Raw genomic sequence first — 20,843 nt, forward strand, 5'->3', positions numbered from 1 at the left:
CGGGTTATGTTTTTATCTTTTTTCAAAAATACAATTCATATCGTTGTCTTTCTGATTTTTCTATTAGGCTCATCACAGTCCAGAAGCACGGACCATGAAGATATCCTGAGGGAGTGGAAGGAAAGTCATGGTACGTTAATCGTTGGTCTGGCAGGTCTTGATGAGGAAGATGAAGATACTAGCTCAGGTCATGAAAGAAGTGACTCGACAAGTATAATAAAGGCAATTGCGAAGGAAATTGGTGTTGAAGTTAAATTTATTGTTTATCCAGACGCCGAATCTCTGAATTTGGCTTTGTCCAAGGGGCTGATAGATATAGCGCATCATGGAAAAGGAAATCCCCATTATAATTCCCTTAGCCGTATTGAAAGGCCGCTCCAATCCCCGGGAGAGAGTCCGTATTGGATATTGAACAGTGAAGCGGACTATCCGATAAGTCGAGAAGGATGGGAGTCATTGCGTGTCGCTGTTGTTAATGGAAGCAGCATCGAGAGTTATATTAAAAACAACTTTCCAGAAGTTAAAGCAGTTGAAAGAAATGATTATGGCGACATGATAGAAGCTGTAAGGAAAGGATATGCTGATGCCTTTGTGGGGGATAGATATTTTATTAACAAGTATCTAGAAAATGGCAACGGCAAGGGGCTCAGGGTTGGGCCAGAAGCTATACCGGAGAATCGTCGATACGCATATTCCCTTTCAGAGAAAGATAAATCATTAAAGAAAGTGGTTGGTGAGGCATGGGCTCATCTATCAGATGACGAAAAATCCCGCCTTCTGACGGAGTGGGTGTCAAGCAGTATGGCAGCAAAAGAAAAAAAGCCCAAGGATCTAATAAGAATAAGCCTCGATGCTAAAGCGTTTCCTTTTACCTGGAAGGATGATGAAGATGGCATTGCCGGTCTCGGTGTCGAGTATTCTCAAAGCATATTTAAACCGGAGTACAACAGGATTCAGTATCATCCGGCAGAAGGTATGGAGAACGCTCTTAACATGCTCTTGGATGGAAAGGCACAGTTGGCTCTAGCAAGTGCTTCTATAGCGAGCAAGGTGCCAGGTCTCATATCCAGTGAACCTCTTATAGATTATCCCGTTGTCATAGTCGGAAAAGTGGATGAAGATCCTGTTAAGGAGCTCCCTGAGTTAAGCGGAAAGATTGTCGTTGGAGATTTGAATAACTCATGGTTTGATGACATGAAAAATAAAATTGATGGTGCTTCTTATATTCAAGAGTCGGATCTACGAAAGGCATACACATTGGTTCGTGACGGGAAGGCTGACTTTGCAGTGGCTAACCTGGCGCTGGCGACTCCCTTGTTGAGTGGAGACTTTTCAGACAAGTTAAAGATAGCGCGGCTGACTCATTGGATGGATGAGCTGGCATTCATAGCGACCGAAAATAACGCTGGATTGATTGATGATATTAATAAATCAATAGAAAGCATGCCAGATTATGAAAGGATGAGGATTGCCAATGCTTGGATTGGCTCTCAGTTGTCTGAAAGTAAAGACCCTCTGGACAAGCTCTTTTACCCCCTTCTGTTGCTTATACTGGTGCTTCTTCCGGTGATCATGGTGTTGATCATCTCGCATATCAGGCTGAAAAAGGAGGTGGAAAGAAGGATTGTCGTTCAGAAAAGGCTGGATGATGTGGCCAAAAACCTTCCTGCAGTCATCTACAAACTCAAGGTTTCGAAAAAGGAGATAAGCCTCTTATTCATCATTGGTAACAGTGAGAAGATGTTTGGTATCTCGCCAAGGGATATAGAGCATGATCCAATGCTTTTGCTTAACCGGATTGGCACATATGATATCAAGTGGTTGGTAGGGCGTCTGCTAGTGTCCTCACGTAATTGCTCTCCAATTTACCGAGAGTTTTCCTTTTATGAGAAAGGTGAAAAAAGGTGGGTGGGAACCTTCCTTGAGCCTCGACGCCTGGAAAATGGAGACGTCCACTGGAATGGATACTGGGTGGATATCACAGCACAGCATTACCAGGCCGAAGCGCTATCGAAAGCCAAAAATGAGGCGGAAATGGCCAACAAGTCGATGAAAAGCATGTTGGCTATTGTGTCCCATGAGCTAAGAACACCGCTCAGTGTCATCGTCGGGATAATCGACATACTTAGGAAAGGCTCTCCTAGCAGAGAGCAGAGATATTGGATAGAACAGCTGGAGATGACGGCAGAAGGACAGCTCCAGCTCCTGGAAGACATACTGGATTATTTCAAGATAGAAGCAGGACAGCTTCAGATACATCCGGAGAAGGTCAATATAAGAGAAATTGTATGCCACTCTGTCAATATAATGTCGGATAATATATATTCAAAAGGGGTCGACTTGAGCCTGGATATAGACAGTAAACTGGCTACCTGTCTGTGGATTGATGGAAGAAGGCTCAGACAGGTTTTGTTTAATCTTATATCCAACTCAGCAAAGTTTACTGAAAGTGGAAGTATTGATATAGAAATTGAAGCAAATGAAATTCATGATGGAATGCAAAGAGTAGAGGTCAAGGTTGTCGATACAGGGATAGGTATCGGCGATTCGGCACAGAAAAAGCTATTTACTCCATTTTCCCAAGCGTATGATCATAGAGTACAAAATGCTGGGGGAACAGGTCTAGGACTCTCCATATGCAAGCAATTGATGGAAGCCATGAATGGCCATATAACCCTTGAAAGTACATTGGATAAAGGAACCACAGTAACGATCGACTTTTCTGCCAAGGTAGTGGAGTCCCGAAACCCTGCACCACTATTGAAAGGAATAGGCATCGCACTTGATGTGAGAAATGGTAAAACCAGGCGTGCTGTAGAAAATGCTTTGTATTATCACGAAGCGACCCTTCTGAAAAATGAAGAGGAAGCGCGGGTAGTGCTTTCTGACAGAATTTCCAGTTCCACGGAGAACAAAATAAGGCTTGTGGAATGCCCTAAAAGTCATTTGATTCACTCTAATGACGTGGCTATTAGCGTATATCCTCTGCAGCATGACGAGCTATCTCATATCATTCTTGACCATCTGGGGATAAAAGAGTTTGGTCGCTTTGAATATAAGGAGGGGGAAAGCGAATCTATAGGGAAGTTCAAGATATTGGTGGCGGAAGACAATCCTGTCATTCGTAATGTCATCAAGGAGCAACTACAAAACTTGGGACAGTCTGTAGATGTCGTAGATGACGGGGATCAAGCGTGGGCCATGTTGCAAGAGAAAGGCTATAATATCGTTCTTACCGACTGCTACATGCCTGGCATCGATGGTATGGAATTGGCGAGAAGAATACAAGATAACAGTCAGTTTTCCGACATGAATGTGATCGGAATGACAGCTAATGCACAGAAGGAACATGTGTCCGAATGCTTGGCATATGGAATGAAAAGGGTTTTGATAAAGCCTGTTACTTCCGATAATCTTTTAGAAATACTTTCCTCTTTAAGTTTTAGTGGAATGGAGGGAGAGCTTCTCGCTTCCAGTAGTGAGGAAAGCTTTTACAAGGAGAGTGTTTATAGCATTGAGGGGTATTCTCCCGAGCTTGTGGAGAAGTGGATTTCAATGGTCAAGAAAGATAACAAGGAGCTGGAGGATAGCATTGGAGTTTATGATGCCGAGCAGATCGTTAGTAATGTACACCGGCAACTTGGTTCATTGCGACTTTTTAACTGTCACGATGCTGTCGAGGCAGGGGCACTACTTGAGGAAAGATGGAGAAGTGATGGGGAATTGAAGGAAACGTTGTTGTTACGATATATAGATTGTGTCTGGGAAGCTGTTAGAGAAATCGAGGAGCTGGCGAGTAAGAGGTAGTGGCAAATAAGAAAATAACTTTAGCCGATTGGTTAGAAATTTCTTCAGCACTATTATCAATTATGGGAAGCAGTACCTTCTGAGTGGGGCGGTCGCTAGAGTGTTGCACGGACGCCACTCGTTTTCGCCTAGCCCGATAAGCGCTATTCGATATATGAGCTGGGCGCTATAGAACGAAAGGGGTACTGAGATAGGCTCTAGTTCTAATGAACCGATCAGGGAGCGTTCAGGCTAGTGAGGAACTCACTATATGCGTTTCGAATTGTGAATCTGGCTGAAATACGGAATGGAGTCGTCGTTAGCGATGTGGTGACATATAGAAAATGATTCGAAAGCTCACTGTGCTTCTGGAATTGGTGTTCGTCACGAAGCCTGAAGATTATTACGATATTTCCAGAGTCGAATAACTCAGGTAGCGAAAGCAATACTTATCGGGAAGCTGGATCCGTATAATTCTCCAGTCTTGTGATCGCTTGCTTTAAGTTTGATGCTTCGAGTCACTAACTAAAATGAGCCAATGGGGAAGTCTTTTTGCAGATAAAAGTGAGTTTGTTATATAATGGGGGGATTGAAAAGGAGGGTGTGTGAACCCTCCCTTTTATACGCTATGATAGACGACTTAAAACTGCAGTGTTGCGGTCAAAGTGTCTGTATAAGTGCCTGCAACTGCAGCTGTGTCGTTAGCATTCAGCTTACCATAGAGAGGAACTTCAACTGCCTGCCCATTGGTAATGTTGAATGTCACAGCCTGATTGATGCCGTATGCTTGAGTGCGGGCATCATCTTGATAGATGTTATAGGTGAGTGTGTCGCCATCAGCAGTGCTGATCTGCCGCTCTGCACCACCCGATGTACCGCCATCGAGAGCCAGCGTAAAGGAGTTTACACCTCCTGAGCATACAACCGAGATGGCTCCGCCGCTAACCGAACTGGTAACTTCTGCATTAACGGCTTCGCTCCAAATGGGTTGAAGTGTTCCGAAATCCAGGACACCCCAGGATGTTTCGCTACCCCCGCCTTGGCCGCCATCAGTGCTAATTGCGCAGCCTTCCATGACAGTGGCCTTGACCTCAATCTGACCAGTGACAGGCGCTGTTTGTGCATTGGCAAGAGAAACAAATCCCATAGATGCACCAACAACGCTTGTCAACATAACATTCTTTAATTTCATAGTAGTTAGCCTTGCTCTTCAGTATAGGAAGGTGTTCGGTTGAATGTTGGTTTGTACTTTTCGGATTGAAAGTACCTTGCCTAGAATAGGTGAGCCGCTTGCTCGCCTCTATGGGAAAATTCTCATTTTTTAAATCCCTACTGGTTTTTCATTCTGCTCTTGATAAGCTGGATACTCTCACAGAGTATGCAGCATAGCAGGATGACGACTCTCAGGATGAGAACTATCTCATTTTTCTTCTGAGAAATGAGAATTCTGTCGTGGAGATTTTTCGTGTGAAAAGGATATCATGTTGCTGCTTATAGAATGAGGCAACTGAATTTTTCAGCCAAGTGTCTTCGCCATATACGTGAAGGCAAAGATTATGATTAATTCGTATCCTTTTTCTGGTTGAAAATGGAAGTTTTTTTGTCTAGAGGGTTGGTCATGAAAACCTCTCGCTGTTCTTATGTTACTGGTTTATTGCTTCTGTCGGTTGCCTCCGTGTCCATGGCACAAACACCCAGCTCCAATGAAGCAGTTTTGAATGTCAAAGTGACGATGGAGCTCACTCCCGCATGTGAGTTCTTGGCGGGGGGAGGGGCCGGAAGTGGCGAAGGGAACGTAAATCTTGGAACCATGGACTTCGGCTCTTTTTATCCACAGGATGCCAAGAGAACGACCCAGCTTTCCGGTGGTGAAGCTGGTAATGGAATTAGTGTGAAGTGTGCCACCGGTGTCGATGCCAGTGTGCTACTGCAGAGCTCTTTGAACACGGTCCAAGCAGGGGTGAGTGCTACAAGAGTCATGATGGATGGGGAAGGAAATAGTATAGGTTACGATGTATATAATGAAGTGAGTATGTCGACACCTCTGCAAGATGGCGATGTTATAGCAACTGTCAAGGGAGATGGTGGTGCACAATCAATACCTTTGTACGGTATGGCCAATATTACCCATGACACAGAGGCGGGCGAATATTCAGATACGCTGTATATAACCATCGAGATATAAAGAGAGCAAAACATGACGAATCGTATGAGGATTTTATGCTCTTGTTGCGTTGCTTGCGTCGGAATATTGGTTACTAACCCTATGTGGGCAGCTCCAACCGCAACCTTTGAGGTATCTGCCGCGATAGTAGAAGGGTGCGTGGTTTCTGGTGGGGGGGCGAACGGAAACTACGGAACGCTGGATTTTGGAACGGCCTCGACCCTTTCAACCGATGAAAAGACAGCTGAGCTGATAAGGAATCAGAGTGTCTCTTTTTATTGCACTGAGGGCGTGACTCTCAACGCTGCTATTGATGGTGGTCAGAATTATGTCAATGGACAGCGGAATATGATAGCCGAAGATGGAAGTGGCAGCCTAATTCCTTACTCTATTTATAGCGATGCCAATATGGCAACCCCCGTCGGGGTGAATGAAAATATCATGATTGTAGCAGAAGATGCTAACCAAATAAGCATACCGCTTTATGGGAAGCTGAAGTTATCAGGGGGCAATCCTGCGGGACGCTATAATGACAACCTAACATTAACCGTTACATGGTGATTGAATCATGAAAAAGATACCATTTCGATTGCAGAGATTTTTGATCGGTGCGGTGCTGGCATTGCTTACAACGAATGCCTTGGCTGCGGCTTCTGTTCAAATATGGCCGATTAACCCGGTAATTCGTTCCGAAGAAAACGCCACCGGGCTATGGCTGGAGAATCGTGGCAACAAAGAGGTTACTCTTCAGGTACGGACGTTTTCATGGGAGCAGGAAGCTGGAGATGTTTATTCGAACCAGAAAAATATTATAGCCAGTCCGCCTGTGTTTACAGTGCCTGCTGGTGAGAAACAGCTTATTAGACTGACAAAGGTTGGAAGCGTTGAGCCTGGAGTTGAAGATGCTTATCGGGTAATTGTGGATGAAGTTCCTGTAAATAATAAAGATCCCGATAATCAAGGCACACTTTTGAAATTTCAAATGAGGTATTCCATTCCCCTTTTTGTTTATGGGGAGGGGGCGCAACCTTTGAAAGAGGAAGGTGAAGATTCCTCTGGCTTTTTGGAAGATGGTCTTAGCTGGAGAATTGTCGACAATATGCTGGAGATCAGTAACTCGTCGAATCACCATGTGCGGCTTACTGCAGCCAGCATAGTTAACGGTAGTCATGAGGTTTCTCAGGGAAATGAGTTGTTGGGGTATGTGCTTGCCAACTCCTCGAATCGTTGGCCTTTGCCTGATGGGTTGAACAATCAGTCTTCGCTTAAGGTTCAGGTGAACGGTGGGGACGCCGTTATTATTAACAAGGGCTAAGACTATATTCTGAAAAAGGGGATTCAGGGTGTGTGAAGATAAAAATTGGCCATTCTTGTTTCAGAATAAAAATGGCTTTTTGGTTCGGGCAAGGGGGGCGGCGTTGGTTGTCGGCGTTGCCCTTTTTTCCGCAGAACATAATGTGGTCTGGGCCGAAGGCTTTCGTACCATTCCTGATATCCCTTCAGAGAGCAATAGCCAAAGTCAATCGGACCTGGCGGCCTCTCAGGAGGTCGAGCTGTATCTAGAAATTATTGTGAATGGACGCAGTACGGGCACGATTTACCGAACTATACGAAAAGGCGATGACTTCTTCTTGGATAAGTCGTTCCTGGTTGAGCATGACATTCGTGTTCCCAATGATGCCCCCATGCGTGTCAACGTATCTCAACTGACAGACGTGGAGGTCGAGTATCAAGAGAGAGAGCAGAAACTGGAAATCATGGTACCTTCCGAATGGCTTCCCGAGCAGAGTCTGAATCTGGCGGATGGCCGAAACTACACGGAAGCCAAGGTCGGTACGGGTCTGCTTTTCAACTATGACTCTTATACGACGCGGACCGATATCGGAACCAATACTTCCCTGTGGAATGAGATTAGGTTCTTTAGTCCTGCTGGAACCTTCTCCACAACCTCAGTTTATCAGGATTACATTTCTGGGGGAGATGAGATCGTTGGGCAGGATAATTTCATTCGCTATGATACTTCATGGGAGTACTCCGACCAGCACTCCATGAGGAAGTATCAAGCCGGCGATTTCGTTTCCGGCTCCCTGCCCTGGAGTAACAGTGTTCGTGCGGGAGGGGTACAGGTCTCGCGCGATTTTGGCGTGCGTCCTGACCTGGTGACGTACCCGCTTCCCGAGTTCAGCGGATCGGCGGCGGTGCCCTCTACCGTTGACTTGTTCATTAACGGTAACCGTTCCGGGCAAACTGATGTCAATCCCGGTCCTTTTACTCTGACGGATATTCCATATATCAACGGTGCGGGGCAGGCAGTTGTCGTCACGCGCGATGCCTTGGGTCGGGAGGTGTCGACCACCGTACCCTTTTACGTCACGAGTGATTTGTTGAGACAAGGGCTTTCGGACTACTCCTTTGGAATCGGTCAGATCCGGGAGGACTACGGCACCAAGGATTTTTCTTATGGCTCGACAGTGGCGAACGGTATCTTTCGCTATGGTGTGACAAATGATTTTACCCTGGAAAGCCATCTTGAGGGGGCGAGTGGGCTGCAGCTATATGGTCTCGGGGGTGTCTACCAGCTAGGCATGCTGGGGACGTTGAATACTGCCTATAGCTATAGCAACGATAATGACGAGTCTCAAAGTGGAAGTCAGTATAATGTCGGCTACCAGTACTCTGCTGGAGCTTATAATTTTGGTTTGCAGTACACGGATCGAGATTCGGGGTATACGGATCTTTCCTCGTACAAATCTGGCTATCGGTTGAGCGATCAGTCCTTGCAGGCCAATGCCAGTATGTCCTTCGATAAGATCGGCACGCTGGGGGCGGGATACTTTGACATCAAGAGCTTCGAGGGTGACAGAACCAAGCTGTTAAACCTCTCGTGGAGTAAATCTCTATGGTCAAACGTCAGTGCCTTTTTCTCGGCGAATAAGGACATGGGCGATGATGGTGGCTGGACAACAATGGCACAGGTCAGTGTGCCGATTGGTACGGCCGGAAGCGTCAGCGCGACGACGAATCATCCCGATAAAGGTACGGCGTCACAAATCGTGCGCTATTCTCATAGCGTGCCTAGTGATGGTGGCGTAGGGGTCAATGTGGCCTATACCAACAACGAAGGCAATGATGGCTACTACCAGGCCGATGCTACCTATCGCTCACGCTATGCCCAATTGCGCGGCGGCATCTATGGCTATGAAGGGGGAGAGGACACCAAGTGGCTCGATGCCTCTGGCTCGGTCGTCGTAATGGGCGACAATGCCTATCTCGCCAACAAGATCACGGATGCCTTTGCTGTCGTGGATGCTTCCGGCTACGAAGGCATTCCCGTTAGCTATGAAAACCGGCTGATCGGAGAAACGGATGCCTCCGGTACCGTGCTCGTCCCCTGGGCGACCGGCTATTACGATGCGAAATACACCATTGATCCGATGAATCTGCCCTCGAGTACTGAAGTATCGACCGTGGAGCAGCGCGTCGCCATCAAGAGCCGTACGGGCTATAAGGTCGACTTCGGTATTAAATCGATTCGTTCCGCGGCCGTTACCTTGCAGGACAGTCAAGGCCAGCCCATCGCACTGGGTTCTGTCGCCACGATCAACGACGCAACAACGGCGCCTGTCGGCTGGGATGGCGTGATCTACGCGAAGGGTCTCCAAAAGCAAAATTCCCTGCTGGTGGAAAAGGCGGATGGCGGTAGTTGTCATGCATCTTTCGAGATGAAAGTAGTTTCCGAGCAAATCGCAAACATTGGCCCTCTGGTATGCCAGTAGAACTTGGGAGGCAGGAATCATGCGTCGGATTGTATTGATATTGGCCGCGCTCTGCGGCTGGACCTGGAGTTCGCTCATCTGGGCTGAGTGTAACACCACGGTGGGTTCAGGAGATTTTGGGTCTACTCCGTCGTGGGATGTATACGAGGCGGCGCTGACCGCTAGTGCGGCTGGTGGGATGCAATGCGGAGGGAACCTCGGGCTTGCCGGAGTTCGTTGGGTATTTGCGAAGCTGGAGTCCGCTGGCCCTTATGAACTGGTAAATCATGCTGATCCCTCCGAAAAGATCGGGCTTGAGCTCTATATGGATGCAGGTCGTACGCAGCCCATGACGACAGAGACACAGGAGTTTACCGGGTTCTCGATCATTGACTTGGGCGGTTCCAGTCAAGGGGTGCCCATTTACATGAAGACAGTTCCGGGGGCGAACGTGTCGGCGGGCCGCTATGTGGCAACCATTCCTATCAGATGGTACTGGCAGGTCTGCCAGGGAGTTGGCATTGGTTCGGTTTGTCTTGGCTGGGATACCAGCCCTGGGCTTGTCGTAGAATGTGCAATACTGGGCATATGCAACACGCCGGTTAATCTGGGAACGGGAGAAGTCTCGAATGTCACCGTTGAACTGTACGTTACGAAGGACTGCCGCATCGATGCGCCGAATATCGACTTTGGCTCGGCGCCTCTGGTAGGCGAGTTCGACCCCGTGCAACAGCGCATTGAAGTACAGTGTGCCAAGGGGGAAGCCTATTCGGTGGGGTTGAGCGATGGCAATCATCCTGTCGATGGCGTGCGGAGCATGCAAAAGACGGATGGCACTCAAGCCATCAAGTACGAGATCTATAAGGGGGACGGCACCACAGGAGAGCGCTGGGGGAATACCGGCAGCGAACGCTTCGACAGTGCCGATGCCAGTGTCAATCCTGGGGAAGCCGATGGGCTGAACCCTCAGGCGTATCGTTATACCGCCAAGATACTGGAAGATCAGAGTACCCCTTCGGGCGGCATTTACCAGGATAGCGTGGTTGTCGATGTCGCCTACTAAACCTCTCGAGGAGTCGGTAGGCCGTAAGGCCTATCGGCCTCTTCTCTCTATGACGTTCATTCTCCTGTTGACGGTTTCGGCCTCCGTTTGGGGCCAGTCGACTGCGGGCAGCAATAGCCTGTATCAATCGCGTCAGCAGGATCTGCTCGAGCATCAACGCCATCAGTTACAGCAGATAGAAAAATCAAGATCCTTCACGACCGGGAAAAGGAAGGAGGAAAAAAGCGAAACGCCATCTGAGGGTCAGGCCGATGCGGCAAGGTGCATTCCTGTTGAAAGGGTCGAGATATCCGGCAATGTTGCATTGACACGCCAGGAGCTGCGAGACGGCATCGGTCACTATGAGCATCGCTGCTTGACGCTCTCCGAGCTGAATGAGGCGCGCAGGGACCTGACCCTTCGCTACATCGATGCGGGGTTTTTGACCACCAAGGTCTATTTTGGGGAGCAACAACTGTCTCCGCGTCGCTGGAATATCTTGAAGCTGACGGTTGTCGAGGGAAAAATCGAAAAAGTCTCCTCCGACATTCTGTCGGATTCCGAGCTACGGATGCTTCTTCCCGAACGGCGCCATGCCTTGAACATTCGTGACCTGGAGCAACTGCAGGATCAGCTTTCCAGGTTGGATAGCGTCACTACCTCCGTCGATATTGCCCCGGGGGGCGCTCTGGGCACGAGTCGCATTGATGTCAAGGGAACGAGAGATTTTCCGCTTGAGCTTGGCATTGAGTATGACAATTCTGGACAAGCGTCCACCGGGCGTCATCGTGCTGTCTGGGATCTATCCTACGACAGCCCGCTGGGGCTGGCGGATAAATTGTCTCTGTCCGGAGAGAAGTCGCTGGATGGCGTGAACGACCAGGGGGAACTGACGCAGGTCGGTGGCCGTTACAGCATTCCATTTGGCTGGTGGCTGTTCTCTTACACCTATCAAGAGCAGGAAGCGAGGGTGCCCCTGCGCCTGGCTGATGTGCTGGCATTTGATAACACGGGGAAAAGTACCTTTCAGCAGCTTCGACTCGAGCGCGTTGTGCAGCGTGACGGTAATGGCAAAACCTCCGTCATGGGCGGGGTCAACAAAATCGAGTCCGAGAACTTCATTGAAAACATCAAGCTGGACTTGTCGAGCTTCGACCTGAGCGAGGCGCTGCTTGGCCTTTCCCGCAGTGGGTATCTTGGCAATGGGACCTATTACGGCAGCCTGAATTGGGCCAAGGGCATCAATGCGCTGGGGGCCGATCATGATAACGCTGAAGCGTTGGGCGACGTGCGGCTGTCGTATGATCGTTTCAATCTGGCGGGAAGTCTTCTGTATCCCTGGTTCATCGACAAGAACGCTTATATTACCTACGAAACGCTGCTGGTTGCCCAGTATTCGGACGATGTCTTGCCAAGTCCCGTCAAGTTCAGTGCCGGCGGGAGCGCATCGGTTCGTGGGTTCAGAGATCAACTGACCAGCAGCAGTACAGGGGTCTATTCACGAAACCAGGTGTCGCTGGTGCATCGTTTTCATGCCGCTGACGGCTGGGAGAGCTTGGTCGACAGCGCCTATGTCGGACTGGGGTATGACATCGGGCATGCCAAGGGAGAGCTCTATAACGATACTTACTCGGGGAGACTCTCCTCGGCATCTTCAACGCTGGGACTGAAAGGAGGAAATCTCTCACTGGAAATCACATACGCAAAATCATTGGATCATCCTGAGGGCTTCAGGGATGAAGATCCTCTATATTTCAACCTTCGTTATGACATCTGAATAGAGACTGGCTATGAAAACCTTAGGTTCACTGTTGCTGGTGGGAGCAGGCGTTGCCCTGTCGTCAAGCGCGCTGGCGGCCGGCATCACCATTAACCCCGCGCAATCCGGCACTTCCGTCTCACTGGCTGAGAACGGTACCACTCTTGTCGATATCGTGGCGCCTGATGCCAACGGCATTTCCCACAATACGTATACCGACTTTAATGTTGGCCCCAATGGCGTGGTGCTGAACAACTCGACGGTCAGGACTCAGACGGAACTGGCGGGGGCCATCGCGGGCAACGCCAATCTCGGTGGCCATGCCGCAAGCGTCATCCTGAATGAGGTGGTAGGCGCGAATGCCAGTCAGCTGGGGGGGGCGCTGGAACTGGCTGGCGCCGATGCCAAGGTCATTCTGGCCAACCCTAACGGAATCGCCTGCAATGGATGCCGATTTAGGCATATTGACCAGCTCGATCTGGTGGCCGGCGCGCCGGATACCTTCAATGGCGAACTCCAGGGGTACCGGATCGATGACGGCAAGATCACCGTCGCCGGAGGCGAGCGGATGGATGCCTCTGGTACCGATGAGCTCAATCTTATGGCGAATGCCATTCTCGTGGAGGGGACGATCGAGGGCAATAACGTCAATCTGGTGGCCAACAGGGGGCATCTGCGTCCGGACGGTAGTATCCGTTCCTCGGATGCGTCGGGGCAGTTCCCGACGTTCGCCATTGATGTGGCGAAATTCGGAGGGATTCGCGCCGCCAATATTCAGCTGGTATCGGGTAACCGGGGAGGCATCGGCGTCAATGTTGACGGCCATATGCTGACCAGTTCCGAATACGCGTCTCGAGGGCGTATAGACATCGATTCCTATGGCGACATCAATATCGGTGGGCTGCTGGACTCAACCGGCAGCATGGAACTGCTGACTGAGAACAGCGTGCGTAACCGCGGCACTATGCAGTCCGGGGGGGAGTTGCTCGCCAAGGCACAAGACACCATCGACAATGTCGGCGGTGGAATAGCCTCTCAAGACACTATGGACCTTTCTGCGCATCATATTTCCAATGTCGGGGGCGATATTCAATCTTATGGCGCCCTGTCTCTAGAGGATAATACCTGGTTTGGTATCAACAACACGTTTGGGAGCATCAAGTCGGCAAAAGTGATCACCGGAGATGTGCCGGGGTGGCTTTATAATATCGGTGGTGTCGTTGAGTCAGGCAGTTAACATTTAAGCGACCTTGATATTTAAGGGACGTTACATTTAAGGGAGTGGTTTTCATGAAAAAGAACTTGCGTTTCTCGTTGTCGGTTGTCGCGGGGTTGTCGTCTCTTGTCATGCCCCTGGCGGCCTTGGCGGGAGGCATTGCGACTGTCCCGAATGCTGGGGTGGACGTTTCCCATCAGCCTTCCGGTGTTGATGTCATCAACATCGCCACGCCGGATAAGAACGGGCTGTCTCACAACAAATATACGGACTTCAATGTTTCTCATTCCGGAGTCGTTCTCAATAACTCCTCTACAGGAGGGGCGTCTAGCCTGTTGGGTAGCGATATCGCCGGGAATGCCAACCTCGCCAAGGGAAGCGCTTCGGTCATCCTGAATGAGGTCGTGGGATCGGCGGGCTCTTCGCTGAACGGGGCTGTCGAATTGGTAGGGCAGGATGCGCACGTCATTATCGCCAATCCCAATGGCGTTTCCTGCAACGGCTGCTCGTTCAGCAATGTGAACCAAGCGACTCTGGTAGCGGGGGAATCGCGTATTTCTCAGGATACGCTGGACGGTTTCGCGGTCTCCGGTATCCTCGAGGTGGGCGAAAAAGGGTTGGATGCCTCCGATACATCCGCCTTGACCCTGGCGGCCAACCAACTGTTCATCGATGGCATTGTCACCGGCCAGAACGTTGCCGCCTTGGCGGGCCATGGTTTCATGTCCGCGGGCACGGCTGCCATTGATGCAGGCGACAGTGCCGTGCACCCCGACGTCGCGATCGACGTTGCGGCATTGGGCGGTATTCGTGCCAACAATATCCGTATCCTGTCGACCGATAACCAGGTGGGCGTTGGTGTGAACGTCGACGGCGATATCATGGCGAACAATGGTTTGAATATTGATGCCTATGGCAATGTGGTCGTGGACGGCTTTGTGCATAGTGGTGGCGATCAGATCGTCCATGCCCGGAACCTGAATAATACGGGAACCATCAAGTCAGACGCGAAGATGCAGATCATCACGACTCAGGATGTCAACAATAACCATGGCACGATTGCCAGTACTGATGACATGAGCATGACGGTTCATCACTTGAACAATGACCATGGTCGTATCGCCACGGCCGGTGATCTGAGCCTTGATGACAATTCCTGGTTCGGTCCCACCAACTTCTGGGGCAGTATCGAGACGGGCGGCACTTTTGAGGGCGACCGCCCCGGCTGGCTCCTGGGGATTGGGGGTAGCCTCAAGGAAGGGACTGGGGCTATCTGATCCTCTTCATTGCAGGGGGCGGAGGCATTCGCGGCGACGATTCCCCGCGGCTAGCAGGGGATGATCTCTAGGGAAGGACCGACGAGCCGTCTGCGCATGCAGAGCGCCGCGCTATAGCCGCCATCCTTGTTTCTACCGGGTCTGTCAGGCCTTCCGCTCGGGGAGAGTCAGCCCCCATCATTTCCATGACGAGGCGTGCTCCCATTGCACGAAAGGCGCCGTGGGCCTATGGTTCGCGGCGCCTGTTCATTTCTGAGGAGCCCCCATGTCCACGCCTTTGACATCCTTGTGGCGCGGCTATCGCGATACGTCGCTGATACTGCGGGTCACCCTTGCCCTGATTCTGGGTGCCGTGGTCGGCCTGGTCGGTGGCCCGGCTGTCGGCGAGGCGCTGGCGCCGCTGGGCGAGCTGCTGATGCGGCTGTTGACGTTCATCATCCTGCCGATCGTGCTGTTCACCTTAATGGCCGGCATCAATCAGGGGCGAGCCGGTAGTCTGGGGCGCATCGGTCGCAAGGTGTTCCTTTATTACATGGCCACCTCGGCGCTGGCGATCATCGTCGGGCTGAGCGTTGCGACCCTGTTGTCGCCGGGCGAGGGGATGTCGCTGGAGGGGGCCGAGTCGGTGTCGGTGCCCGAGAACCCAGGCATCCTGTCGGTCGTGCTCGGCATCGTGCCGACCAATATCATCGAGGCCTTCGCCGAGCAGGACCTGCTTGGCATCATCTTTACCGCCATGGTCTTCGGCCTCGCCGTGGCCCGTCTGCGACAGTCCGATAGCCGCAGCGAGCTGGGCGAGCGACTGGCGGGGCTGATCGAGGCGCTCAACGCTGTGACCCTCAAGGTGATGAGTGGCATCCTGCATGTGGTGCCGATCGGGGTGTTCGCCATCGTGGCGGGTACCGTGGCCGAGCAGGGTATCGACACGCTGCTGTCGCTCGGTGACATGGTCGTGGTGCTCTACGTGGCGCTGGCCGTTCACTTGCTGGTCTATCTCGGTTTGTTGAAGGGCTTCGGCGTGCCGTTGGGTGCTTTCTTCCGTGAGGCACGCACGCCCATGGCCACGGCCTTTGCCACTCAGAGCAGCTCCGGTACGCTGCCGTTGACCCTCGAGGCCGCGCGTCGGCTGGGGCTTTCCCGGACCCTCTATGGCTTCAGTCTGCCGCTGGGGGCAACACTCAACATGGACGGGGCAGCGATCCGCATTGCCATCTCGGCGGTGTTTGCCGCCAATGTGGCGGGCGCATCACTGGACCTTGCCAGCATGCTGCAGATCGTGGTGGTCGGCACCTTGATCTCGGTGGGTACCGCCGGGGTGCCCGGTGCCGGCATCGTGATGATCGCCACGGTGTTCTCCCAGGTGGGCCTGCCCATCCAGGCCGTGGCGTTGCTCACCGCCATCGATGCCTTGGTCGGCATGGGTTGTACGGCGCTAAACGTGACGGGTGACCTGGTTGGCACCGCGCTGATCGGTCGCAGCGAGAACGAGCGCATCGGCACGTCGGAGAGCGCGGAGACCGATGCGACCTGCAAATCCTGAAGGTCAGACACGATCCATTCGGTCCATGGGCGCTGATCCGCCTCTTGACACTCAGCGTGGAGCAGACGAGTGGCGGTGGCGTGTTGCGAGGGGTCGAAAGGTAACCTTTAACAGGCTATCTTTTCCCTGTCAGAGGTGAGCGGCGATGCATGGCGAGTGCATCGTCGCGCCCGCAACGCACTCGTACAGGAATTCCCATGAGCCAAGATACCGAGTACACCCCGCCGAAGGTCTGGACCTGGCGCCAGGAGAGTGGCGGCCAGTTCGCCAGCATCAATCGCCCGATTGCCGGGCCTACGCATGACAAGACGCTGCCGGTCGGCGAGCATCCGTTCCAGCTCTATTCGATGGCCACGCCCAATGGCGTCAAGGTCACGGTGATGTTCGAGGAACTGCTGGCGAAAGGCCATGCGGGGGCGGAATATGATGCCTGGCTGATCAAGATCGGCGACGGTGATCAGTTCGGCAGCGGCTTCGTCGACGTCAATCCGAACTCCAAGATTCCGGCGCTGATGGACCACGGCACCGAGCAGCCGACCCGGGTCTTCGAGTCGGGCGCAATTCTGCTTTATCTGGCAGAAAAGTTCGGCGACTTCCTGCCCAAAGACCCCATGGCGAGGACCGAGGCACTCAACTGGCTGTTCTGGCAGATGGGCAGCGCGCCCTTCCTGGGCGGCGGTTTCGGTCACTTCTACGCTTATGCGCCGGTGAAGCTCGAGTACCCCATCGACCGTTACGCCATGGAGACCAAGCGCCAGCTCGATGTGCTCGATCGCCATCTGGCGGAGAACCGCTACCTGGCCGGCGATGAGTACAGCATCGCCGACATGGCCAACTGGGCCTGGTACGGCCAGCTGGTGCTGGGGCGTCTCTACGATGCTGCCGAGTTCCTGCAGGTGCATACCTACGAGAACGTGGTGCGCTGGGCACAGGAGATCGATGCGCGTCCGGCGGTGCAGCGAGGGCGCATGGTCAACCGGACCTTCGGTGAGCCGGAGCTGCAGCTTCACGAGCGCCACGACGCCAGCGACTTCGAGCACAAGACGCAGGACGTTATAAGCTCTTGATCCGCCGGATCTGACCTGGCGAGCGCCGTGGGCCCGAGGCCGGCGGCGCCTGTGTAACGGGCACGCGGCCACAACGAAACGGGGCCCGCATGTGCGGGCCCCGTTCAACGAACCGCGAGGGTTCGCGTGCTCTCGTGATCTTTGGGATCAGCCGAGAGACTTGATGTTAGAGGCCTGAAGGCCTTTCTTGCCCTGGGTCACGTCGAAGGAGACGCTTTGACCTTCCTGCAGGGACTTGAAGCCTTCAGCCTGAATTTCGGAGAAGTGGGCAAACACGTCGTCGCTGCCGTCGGCAGGAGAAATGAAGCCGAAACCCTTGGAATCGTTGAACCACTTGACGGTACCAGTCGTCATTTGAAAATCCTCTCGCGCTAAGCGCCTTGTAAAGTTTCTGGTATTACCCAGGATCAGTAGCGGGTACAACAAGAAATACAATTACAGGCGGTCGAAAAGGATCGAATGCTTCTGGAACCATGCTGCTTGCTTACCAACTGACGCCACAGTGTCACGCTGTCTCGCTCAGGTCAAAGACTTTCGCATACTATTTTTCTGGTGGTATTGAGTTGGTAGGGCACGGGCTAGCCCCCGATGATGAGGCGCTCGTCGGTGATGTGGCCGATGGCGCCATAGCGCCAGGGGCGGTTGTGCAGGCCGTGGCCGCTCGGCAGGCCGGTGTAGAGCGGCAGCCCGAGCGGGGTCAGGGTCTCGGCGACGATGGCTTCCAGCGGCGTGTCGCCATAGGGCCGGCAGCCCTCGAAGGTGCCCAGACACACCGCGGCGGCCCGGTCCAGGGCTCCGCCGTGCACCAGCTGCCACAGCGCGCGTTCCAGGCGGTAGTAGGGCTCGCCCACGTCCTCGAGGATTACCAGCGAACCGGGTGGGGCGCGAAAGCCCGCCGGGGTGCCGATCAGGCTGGCGAGCGTGGCAAGATTACCGCCCACGACAGGCCCTTCCAGGGTGGCTGGAGCATCCGCGTAGGGTGCCAGGGGGTAGTCGAGAGGTGTCGGCCCCTGAATCAGCGCCAGGGTCTCCTCGAACTGGCGTCGCACGATGTCCCGTTTGTCGGCCTCGCCCTCGAGCACGCCGACGGCGGCCTTGGCCACTGGGCCGTGGATGGCCGGCACGCCGTGGCGGTGGCCGTGATCGAGCAGCACCGTCACATCGGAATAGCCGATCAGCGGCTTGTTCGAACGCGCGAGTCGCGACCAGTCGATGCCGTCGACCAGTTGGGCGGCGCCGTAGCCTCCGCGCACTGCCCATACCGCTTGGGTCTCGGGAGCGTCGAAGGCGGCGTGCAGCTGGGCCAGGCGATGCTCGCGGCTGCCGGCGAGGTAGCGCTTCGGTGTCTGCAGCGGCTCATCGTAGTGGACTTCGGCGCCCAGTGCCTCCAGGCCGCGAATGCCGGCATCGATGGCCTCGGGGGCGGTGTAAGACGACGGGGCGATGAGGCTGACGGCGAGCGGCATGAAGACTCCTCGTGGGGCGAAGGGCACAGCCCGGTATTGTCGGCGGGATGCGGTCGGCTGTCACGGGGCGGTGTGTCGTGGTCAGGGGCGGGGTGGATGGTGAAGGCCTGCTCGAAGCGCTTTGCCGTGGCATCGCGCATGATGCCCTCGCGGCGAGCCGCCTCAGGTCAGATGTACCGCGCGCAGCGTGCTCGTCAGGCGCTCCAGGAGTGTGCCGCTGTGTCGCCAGAAGTGCCAGTAGAGGGGAACCTCCAGGGCGTGGCCGGGGGCGAGGCTGATCAACTCGCCCCGCTCGACCGGCTCTCGAACCTGCATCATCGGCATCATGCCATAGCCCATCCCGGCACTGGCCAGGCGCACGAAGCCTTCCGATTCCGGGCAGAGATGGTAGGGGAAGGGGCCGTGATAGCCGAACCGGGCGAGGAAACGATGCTGCAACTGATCATGGGGGCCATAGACGATGGCGGGCGCGCGGCGAAAGGCGCTTTCGGTCGGGCCGTCAGGGAAATATCGCGCGATATAGCGCGGCGTGGCCATCGGGTGGTAGGCCATCGTGCCCAGCGGTACGCAGCGTGCGCCGGCGATCGGCTGGTCGCTGGCGCACAGGCAGGCGGCCACGTCGCCATCTCGTAGTCGCTTGAGCCCCACGTCCTGGTCCTCGATCACCAGATCCAGCAGCACGTCCTCGCGCTGGCAGAAGTCGCTGACCGCCGATGCCCACCAGGTCACCAGGCTGTCGGCATTCACGGCGATTCTCAGGCGTGGCGAGGCGACCTCGAGAGTTGGCAGGGCATGGCCCAGCTCGCGCTCCAGCAGGCACACCCGCTGATAGTGATTGAGCAGACGTTGGCCGGCCGGGGTCGCTGCCAGATGTGGATGACGCACCAGCACGGGCTGGCCGAGCCGTACCTCGAGAGCCTTGATGCGTTGCGAAATTGCCGACTGCGTTAACCCCAGCACGTCCCCGGCACGTTCGAAGCCGCCGACTTCCAGAACAGTGGCCAGGGCTTCGAGCAGTTTGTAGTCGAGCATAAGCAAAACTAATGCGTTATTAGCAGAATGATTTTTTAGTATAACAGCATGTCGTTAATCTGGCGGAGTGATGGCAAGCCAGAGAAGGACGATGTCGATGTTAGAGAGTTATCTGACCGGGTTGTTGGTGAGCGGAGGTATCATCATCGCCATCGGTGCCCAGAACGCTTATGTCCTGGGGTTGGCTGTGCGCCGCGAGTATCACTGGTGGTCGGCTGGGCTGTGCATGAGCACGGATCTGTTGCTGGTGACCGCCGGCATGTTCGGAGTCAGCGGGCTTCTGCTGGCAGTCCCCGAGGCCCTGGCGATAATGCGCTGGCTGGGAGTGGCTTTTCTGGCCTGGCTGGCGTTGCAGGGGATGTATCGCGCCGCCACGGGTCGCCACGGGCTGGAGCGTGCCGAGGCCGAGAGGCGCGGGCTGGTCCATGTGCTGCTGGCTACCCTGGCGGTTACGGTGCTCAACCCCCAAGTCTACCTGGACACGTTGCTGCTGATTCCTTCGGTGGGAGCGCAGCAGGAAAGTGCGGTTGCCTTCGTGGTCGGTGCCGGTAGCGCCTCGGTGGCATGGTTCAGCTTGCTGGCCTGGGGGGGAGCCCTGCTGTCGTCCTGGTTGTCACGGCCTCTGGCCTGGCGCCTGATCGATGGTGGCATTGGCGTGATGATGGCCGTCATCGCCTTGCAATTGGCAGGCGAGGGACTGGGGGTGTATCAATAAAGACTTATTCATTTGAGGGAGACT

Annotated in this window: 16 protein-coding genes; 12 read left to right on the top strand and 4 right to left on the bottom strand. The window is 53.8% G+C overall.

Annotated features, from left to right (window positions below; translation table 11 throughout):
* Window positions 1-6 precede the first annotated feature (6 nt).
* Window positions 7-3,807: an ATP-binding protein gene (locus HSDC_RS06395; protein ID WP_073292105.1), complete on the top strand. Its 3,801-nt coding sequence runs from the start codon at window positions 7-9 to the stop codon at window positions 3,805-3,807.
* 619 nt (window positions 3,808-4,426) lie between these two features.
* Here the strand turns inward: HSDC_RS06395 and HSDC_RS16410 are convergent.
* On the bottom strand, window positions 4,427-4,978 hold the full coding sequence (locus HSDC_RS16410; RefSeq protein WP_082919967.1) for a Csu type fimbrial protein: 552 nt from the start codon (window positions 4,976-4,978) through the stop codon (window positions 4,427-4,429).
* Between the two features lie 426 nt (window positions 4,979-5,404).
* Here HSDC_RS16410 and HSDC_RS16415 point away from each other — a divergent pair, with 426 nt between their 5' ends.
* The 10 genes from HSDC_RS16415 (at window position 5,405) to yghU (ending at window position 17,606) form a co-directional block, all read left to right on the top strand.
* A complete protein-coding gene (locus HSDC_RS16415; RefSeq protein ID WP_170862768.1) occupies window positions 5,405-5,971 on the top strand; it encodes a Csu type fimbrial protein in 567 nt (188 codons plus the stop codon).
* 12 nt (window positions 5,972-5,983) lie between these two features.
* Window positions 5,984-6,511, top strand: coding sequence for a Csu type fimbrial protein (locus tag HSDC_RS16420; RefSeq protein WP_082919969.1), 528 nt, complete (start codon window positions 5,984-5,986; stop codon window positions 6,509-6,511).
* Between the two features lie 7 nt (window positions 6,512-6,518).
* Window positions 6,519-7,265, top strand: a complete 747-nt coding sequence (locus HSDC_RS16425) for a fimbrial biogenesis chaperone (protein ID WP_073292111.1) — start codon at window positions 6,519-6,521, stop codon at window positions 7,263-7,265.
* Window positions 7,266-7,293: 28 nt separating this feature from the next.
* Window positions 7,294-9,726: a fimbria/pilus outer membrane usher protein gene (locus HSDC_RS06405; RefSeq protein ID WP_137055214.1), complete on the top strand. Its 2,433-nt coding sequence runs from the start codon at window positions 7,294-7,296 to the stop codon at window positions 9,724-9,726.
* A 19-nt stretch (window positions 9,727-9,745) separates the two neighbouring features.
* Complete coding sequence (locus HSDC_RS06410) at window positions 9,746-10,768, top strand: Csu type fimbrial protein (protein WP_064699121.1); 1,023 nt, start codon at window positions 9,746-9,748, stop codon at window positions 10,766-10,768.
* Window positions 10,769-10,817: 49 nt separating this feature from the next.
* Window positions 10,818-12,524, top strand: a complete 1,707-nt coding sequence (locus tag HSDC_RS06415; protein WP_170862769.1) for a ShlB/FhaC/HecB family hemolysin secretion/activation protein — start codon at window positions 10,818-10,820, stop codon at window positions 12,522-12,524.
* A gap of 13 nt (window positions 12,525-12,537) precedes the next feature.
* Window positions 12,538-13,743 (top strand): filamentous hemagglutinin N-terminal domain-containing protein, encoded by a 1,206-nt coding sequence (locus HSDC_RS06420; protein WP_064699123.1) that lies wholly within the window; start codon window positions 12,538-12,540, stop codon window positions 13,741-13,743.
* Between the two features lie 53 nt (window positions 13,744-13,796).
* Window positions 13,797-14,999: a filamentous hemagglutinin N-terminal domain-containing protein gene (locus HSDC_RS06425; protein WP_082919970.1), complete on the top strand. Its 1,203-nt coding sequence runs from the start codon at window positions 13,797-13,799 to the stop codon at window positions 14,997-14,999.
* Window positions 15,000-15,264: 265 nt separating this feature from the next.
* A complete protein-coding gene (locus HSDC_RS06430; RefSeq protein ID WP_064699125.1) occupies window positions 15,265-16,539 on the top strand; it encodes a dicarboxylate/amino acid:cation symporter in 1,275 nt (424 codons plus the stop codon).
* Window positions 16,540-16,736: 197 nt separating this feature from the next.
* The gene (yghU, locus tag HSDC_RS06435) at window positions 16,737-17,606 is read left to right on the top strand and encodes a glutathione-dependent disulfide-bond oxidoreductase (RefSeq protein WP_064699126.1); all 870 of its coding nucleotides are present in this window, start codon (window positions 16,737-16,739) and stop codon (window positions 17,604-17,606) included.
* Window positions 17,607-17,753: 147 nt separating this feature from the next.
* On the opposite strand, the gene HSDC_RS06440 is transcribed toward yghU, so the two are convergent.
* From HSDC_RS06440 to HSDC_RS06450, 3 genes are all read right to left on the bottom strand, one after another.
* Window positions 17,754-17,960, bottom strand: a complete 207-nt coding sequence (locus tag HSDC_RS06440; protein ID WP_064699127.1) for a cold-shock protein — start codon at window positions 17,958-17,960, stop codon at window positions 17,754-17,756.
* A gap of 224 nt (window positions 17,961-18,184) precedes the next feature.
* Window positions 18,185-19,072 carry a S66 peptidase family protein gene (locus tag HSDC_RS06445; protein ID WP_064699128.1) on the bottom strand — a complete coding sequence of 296 codons (888 nt, stop codon included), beginning with the start codon at window positions 19,070-19,072 and terminating at the stop codon, window positions 18,185-18,187.
* A gap of 162 nt (window positions 19,073-19,234) precedes the next feature.
* Window positions 19,235-20,104 (bottom strand): LysR family transcriptional regulator ArgP, encoded by an 870-nt coding sequence (locus HSDC_RS06450; RefSeq protein WP_064699129.1) that lies wholly within the window; start codon window positions 20,102-20,104, stop codon window positions 19,235-19,237.
* A 97-nt stretch (window positions 20,105-20,201) separates the two neighbouring features.
* On the opposite strand from HSDC_RS06450, the gene HSDC_RS06455 reads away from it, so the two are divergent.
* Window positions 20,202-20,819 carry a LysE/ArgO family amino acid transporter gene (locus HSDC_RS06455; RefSeq protein WP_064699130.1) on the top strand — a complete coding sequence of 206 codons (618 nt, stop codon included), beginning with the start codon at window positions 20,202-20,204 and terminating at the stop codon, window positions 20,817-20,819.
* Window positions 20,820-20,843 lie beyond the last annotated feature (24 nt).

Source organism: Halomonas caseinilytica, from assembly GCF_001662285.1.
Taxonomy (GTDB): Bacteria; Pseudomonadota; Gammaproteobacteria; order Pseudomonadales; family Halomonadaceae; genus Halomonas; species Halomonas caseinilytica.

Coding starts and splice junctions, on each gene's coding strand:
- HSDC_RS06395 (WP_073292105.1), top strand. CDS start 7: ATGTTTTTATCTTTTTTCAAAAATACAATTCATATCGTTGTCTTTCTG.
- HSDC_RS16410 (WP_082919967.1), bottom strand. CDS start 4,978: ATGAAATTAAAGAATGTTATGTTGACAAGCGTTGTTGGTGCATCTATG.
- HSDC_RS16415 (WP_170862768.1), top strand. CDS start 5,405: ATGAAAACCTCTCGCTGTTCTTATGTTACTGGTTTATTGCTTCTGTCG.
- HSDC_RS16420 (WP_082919969.1), top strand. CDS start 5,984: ATGACGAATCGTATGAGGATTTTATGCTCTTGTTGCGTTGCTTGCGTC.
- HSDC_RS16425 (WP_073292111.1), top strand. CDS start 6,519: ATGAAAAAGATACCATTTCGATTGCAGAGATTTTTGATCGGTGCGGTG.
- HSDC_RS06410 (WP_064699121.1), top strand. CDS start 9,746: ATGCGTCGGATTGTATTGATATTGGCCGCGCTCTGCGGCTGGACCTGG.
- HSDC_RS06415 (WP_170862769.1), top strand. CDS start 10,818: ATGACGTTCATTCTCCTGTTGACGGTTTCGGCCTCCGTTTGGGGCCAG.
- HSDC_RS06420 (WP_064699123.1), top strand. CDS start 12,538: ATGAAAACCTTAGGTTCACTGTTGCTGGTGGGAGCAGGCGTTGCCCTG.
- HSDC_RS06425 (WP_082919970.1), top strand. CDS start 13,797: ATGAAAAAGAACTTGCGTTTCTCGTTGTCGGTTGTCGCGGGGTTGTCG.
- HSDC_RS06430 (WP_064699125.1), top strand. CDS start 15,265: ATGTCCACGCCTTTGACATCCTTGTGGCGCGGCTATCGCGATACGTCG.
- yghU (WP_064699126.1), top strand. CDS start 16,737: ATGAGCCAAGATACCGAGTACACCCCGCCGAAGGTCTGGACCTGGCGC.
- HSDC_RS06440 (WP_064699127.1), bottom strand. CDS start 17,960: ATGACGACTGGTACCGTCAAGTGGTTCAACGATTCCAAGGGTTTCGGC.
- HSDC_RS06445 (WP_064699128.1), bottom strand. CDS start 19,072: ATGCCGCTCGCCGTCAGCCTCATCGCCCCGTCGTCTTACACCGCCCCC.
- HSDC_RS06450 (WP_064699129.1), bottom strand. CDS start 20,104: ATGCTCGACTACAAACTGCTCGAAGCCCTGGCCACTGTTCTGGAAGTC.
- HSDC_RS06455 (WP_064699130.1), top strand. CDS start 20,202: ATGTTAGAGAGTTATCTGACCGGGTTGTTGGTGAGCGGAGGTATCATC.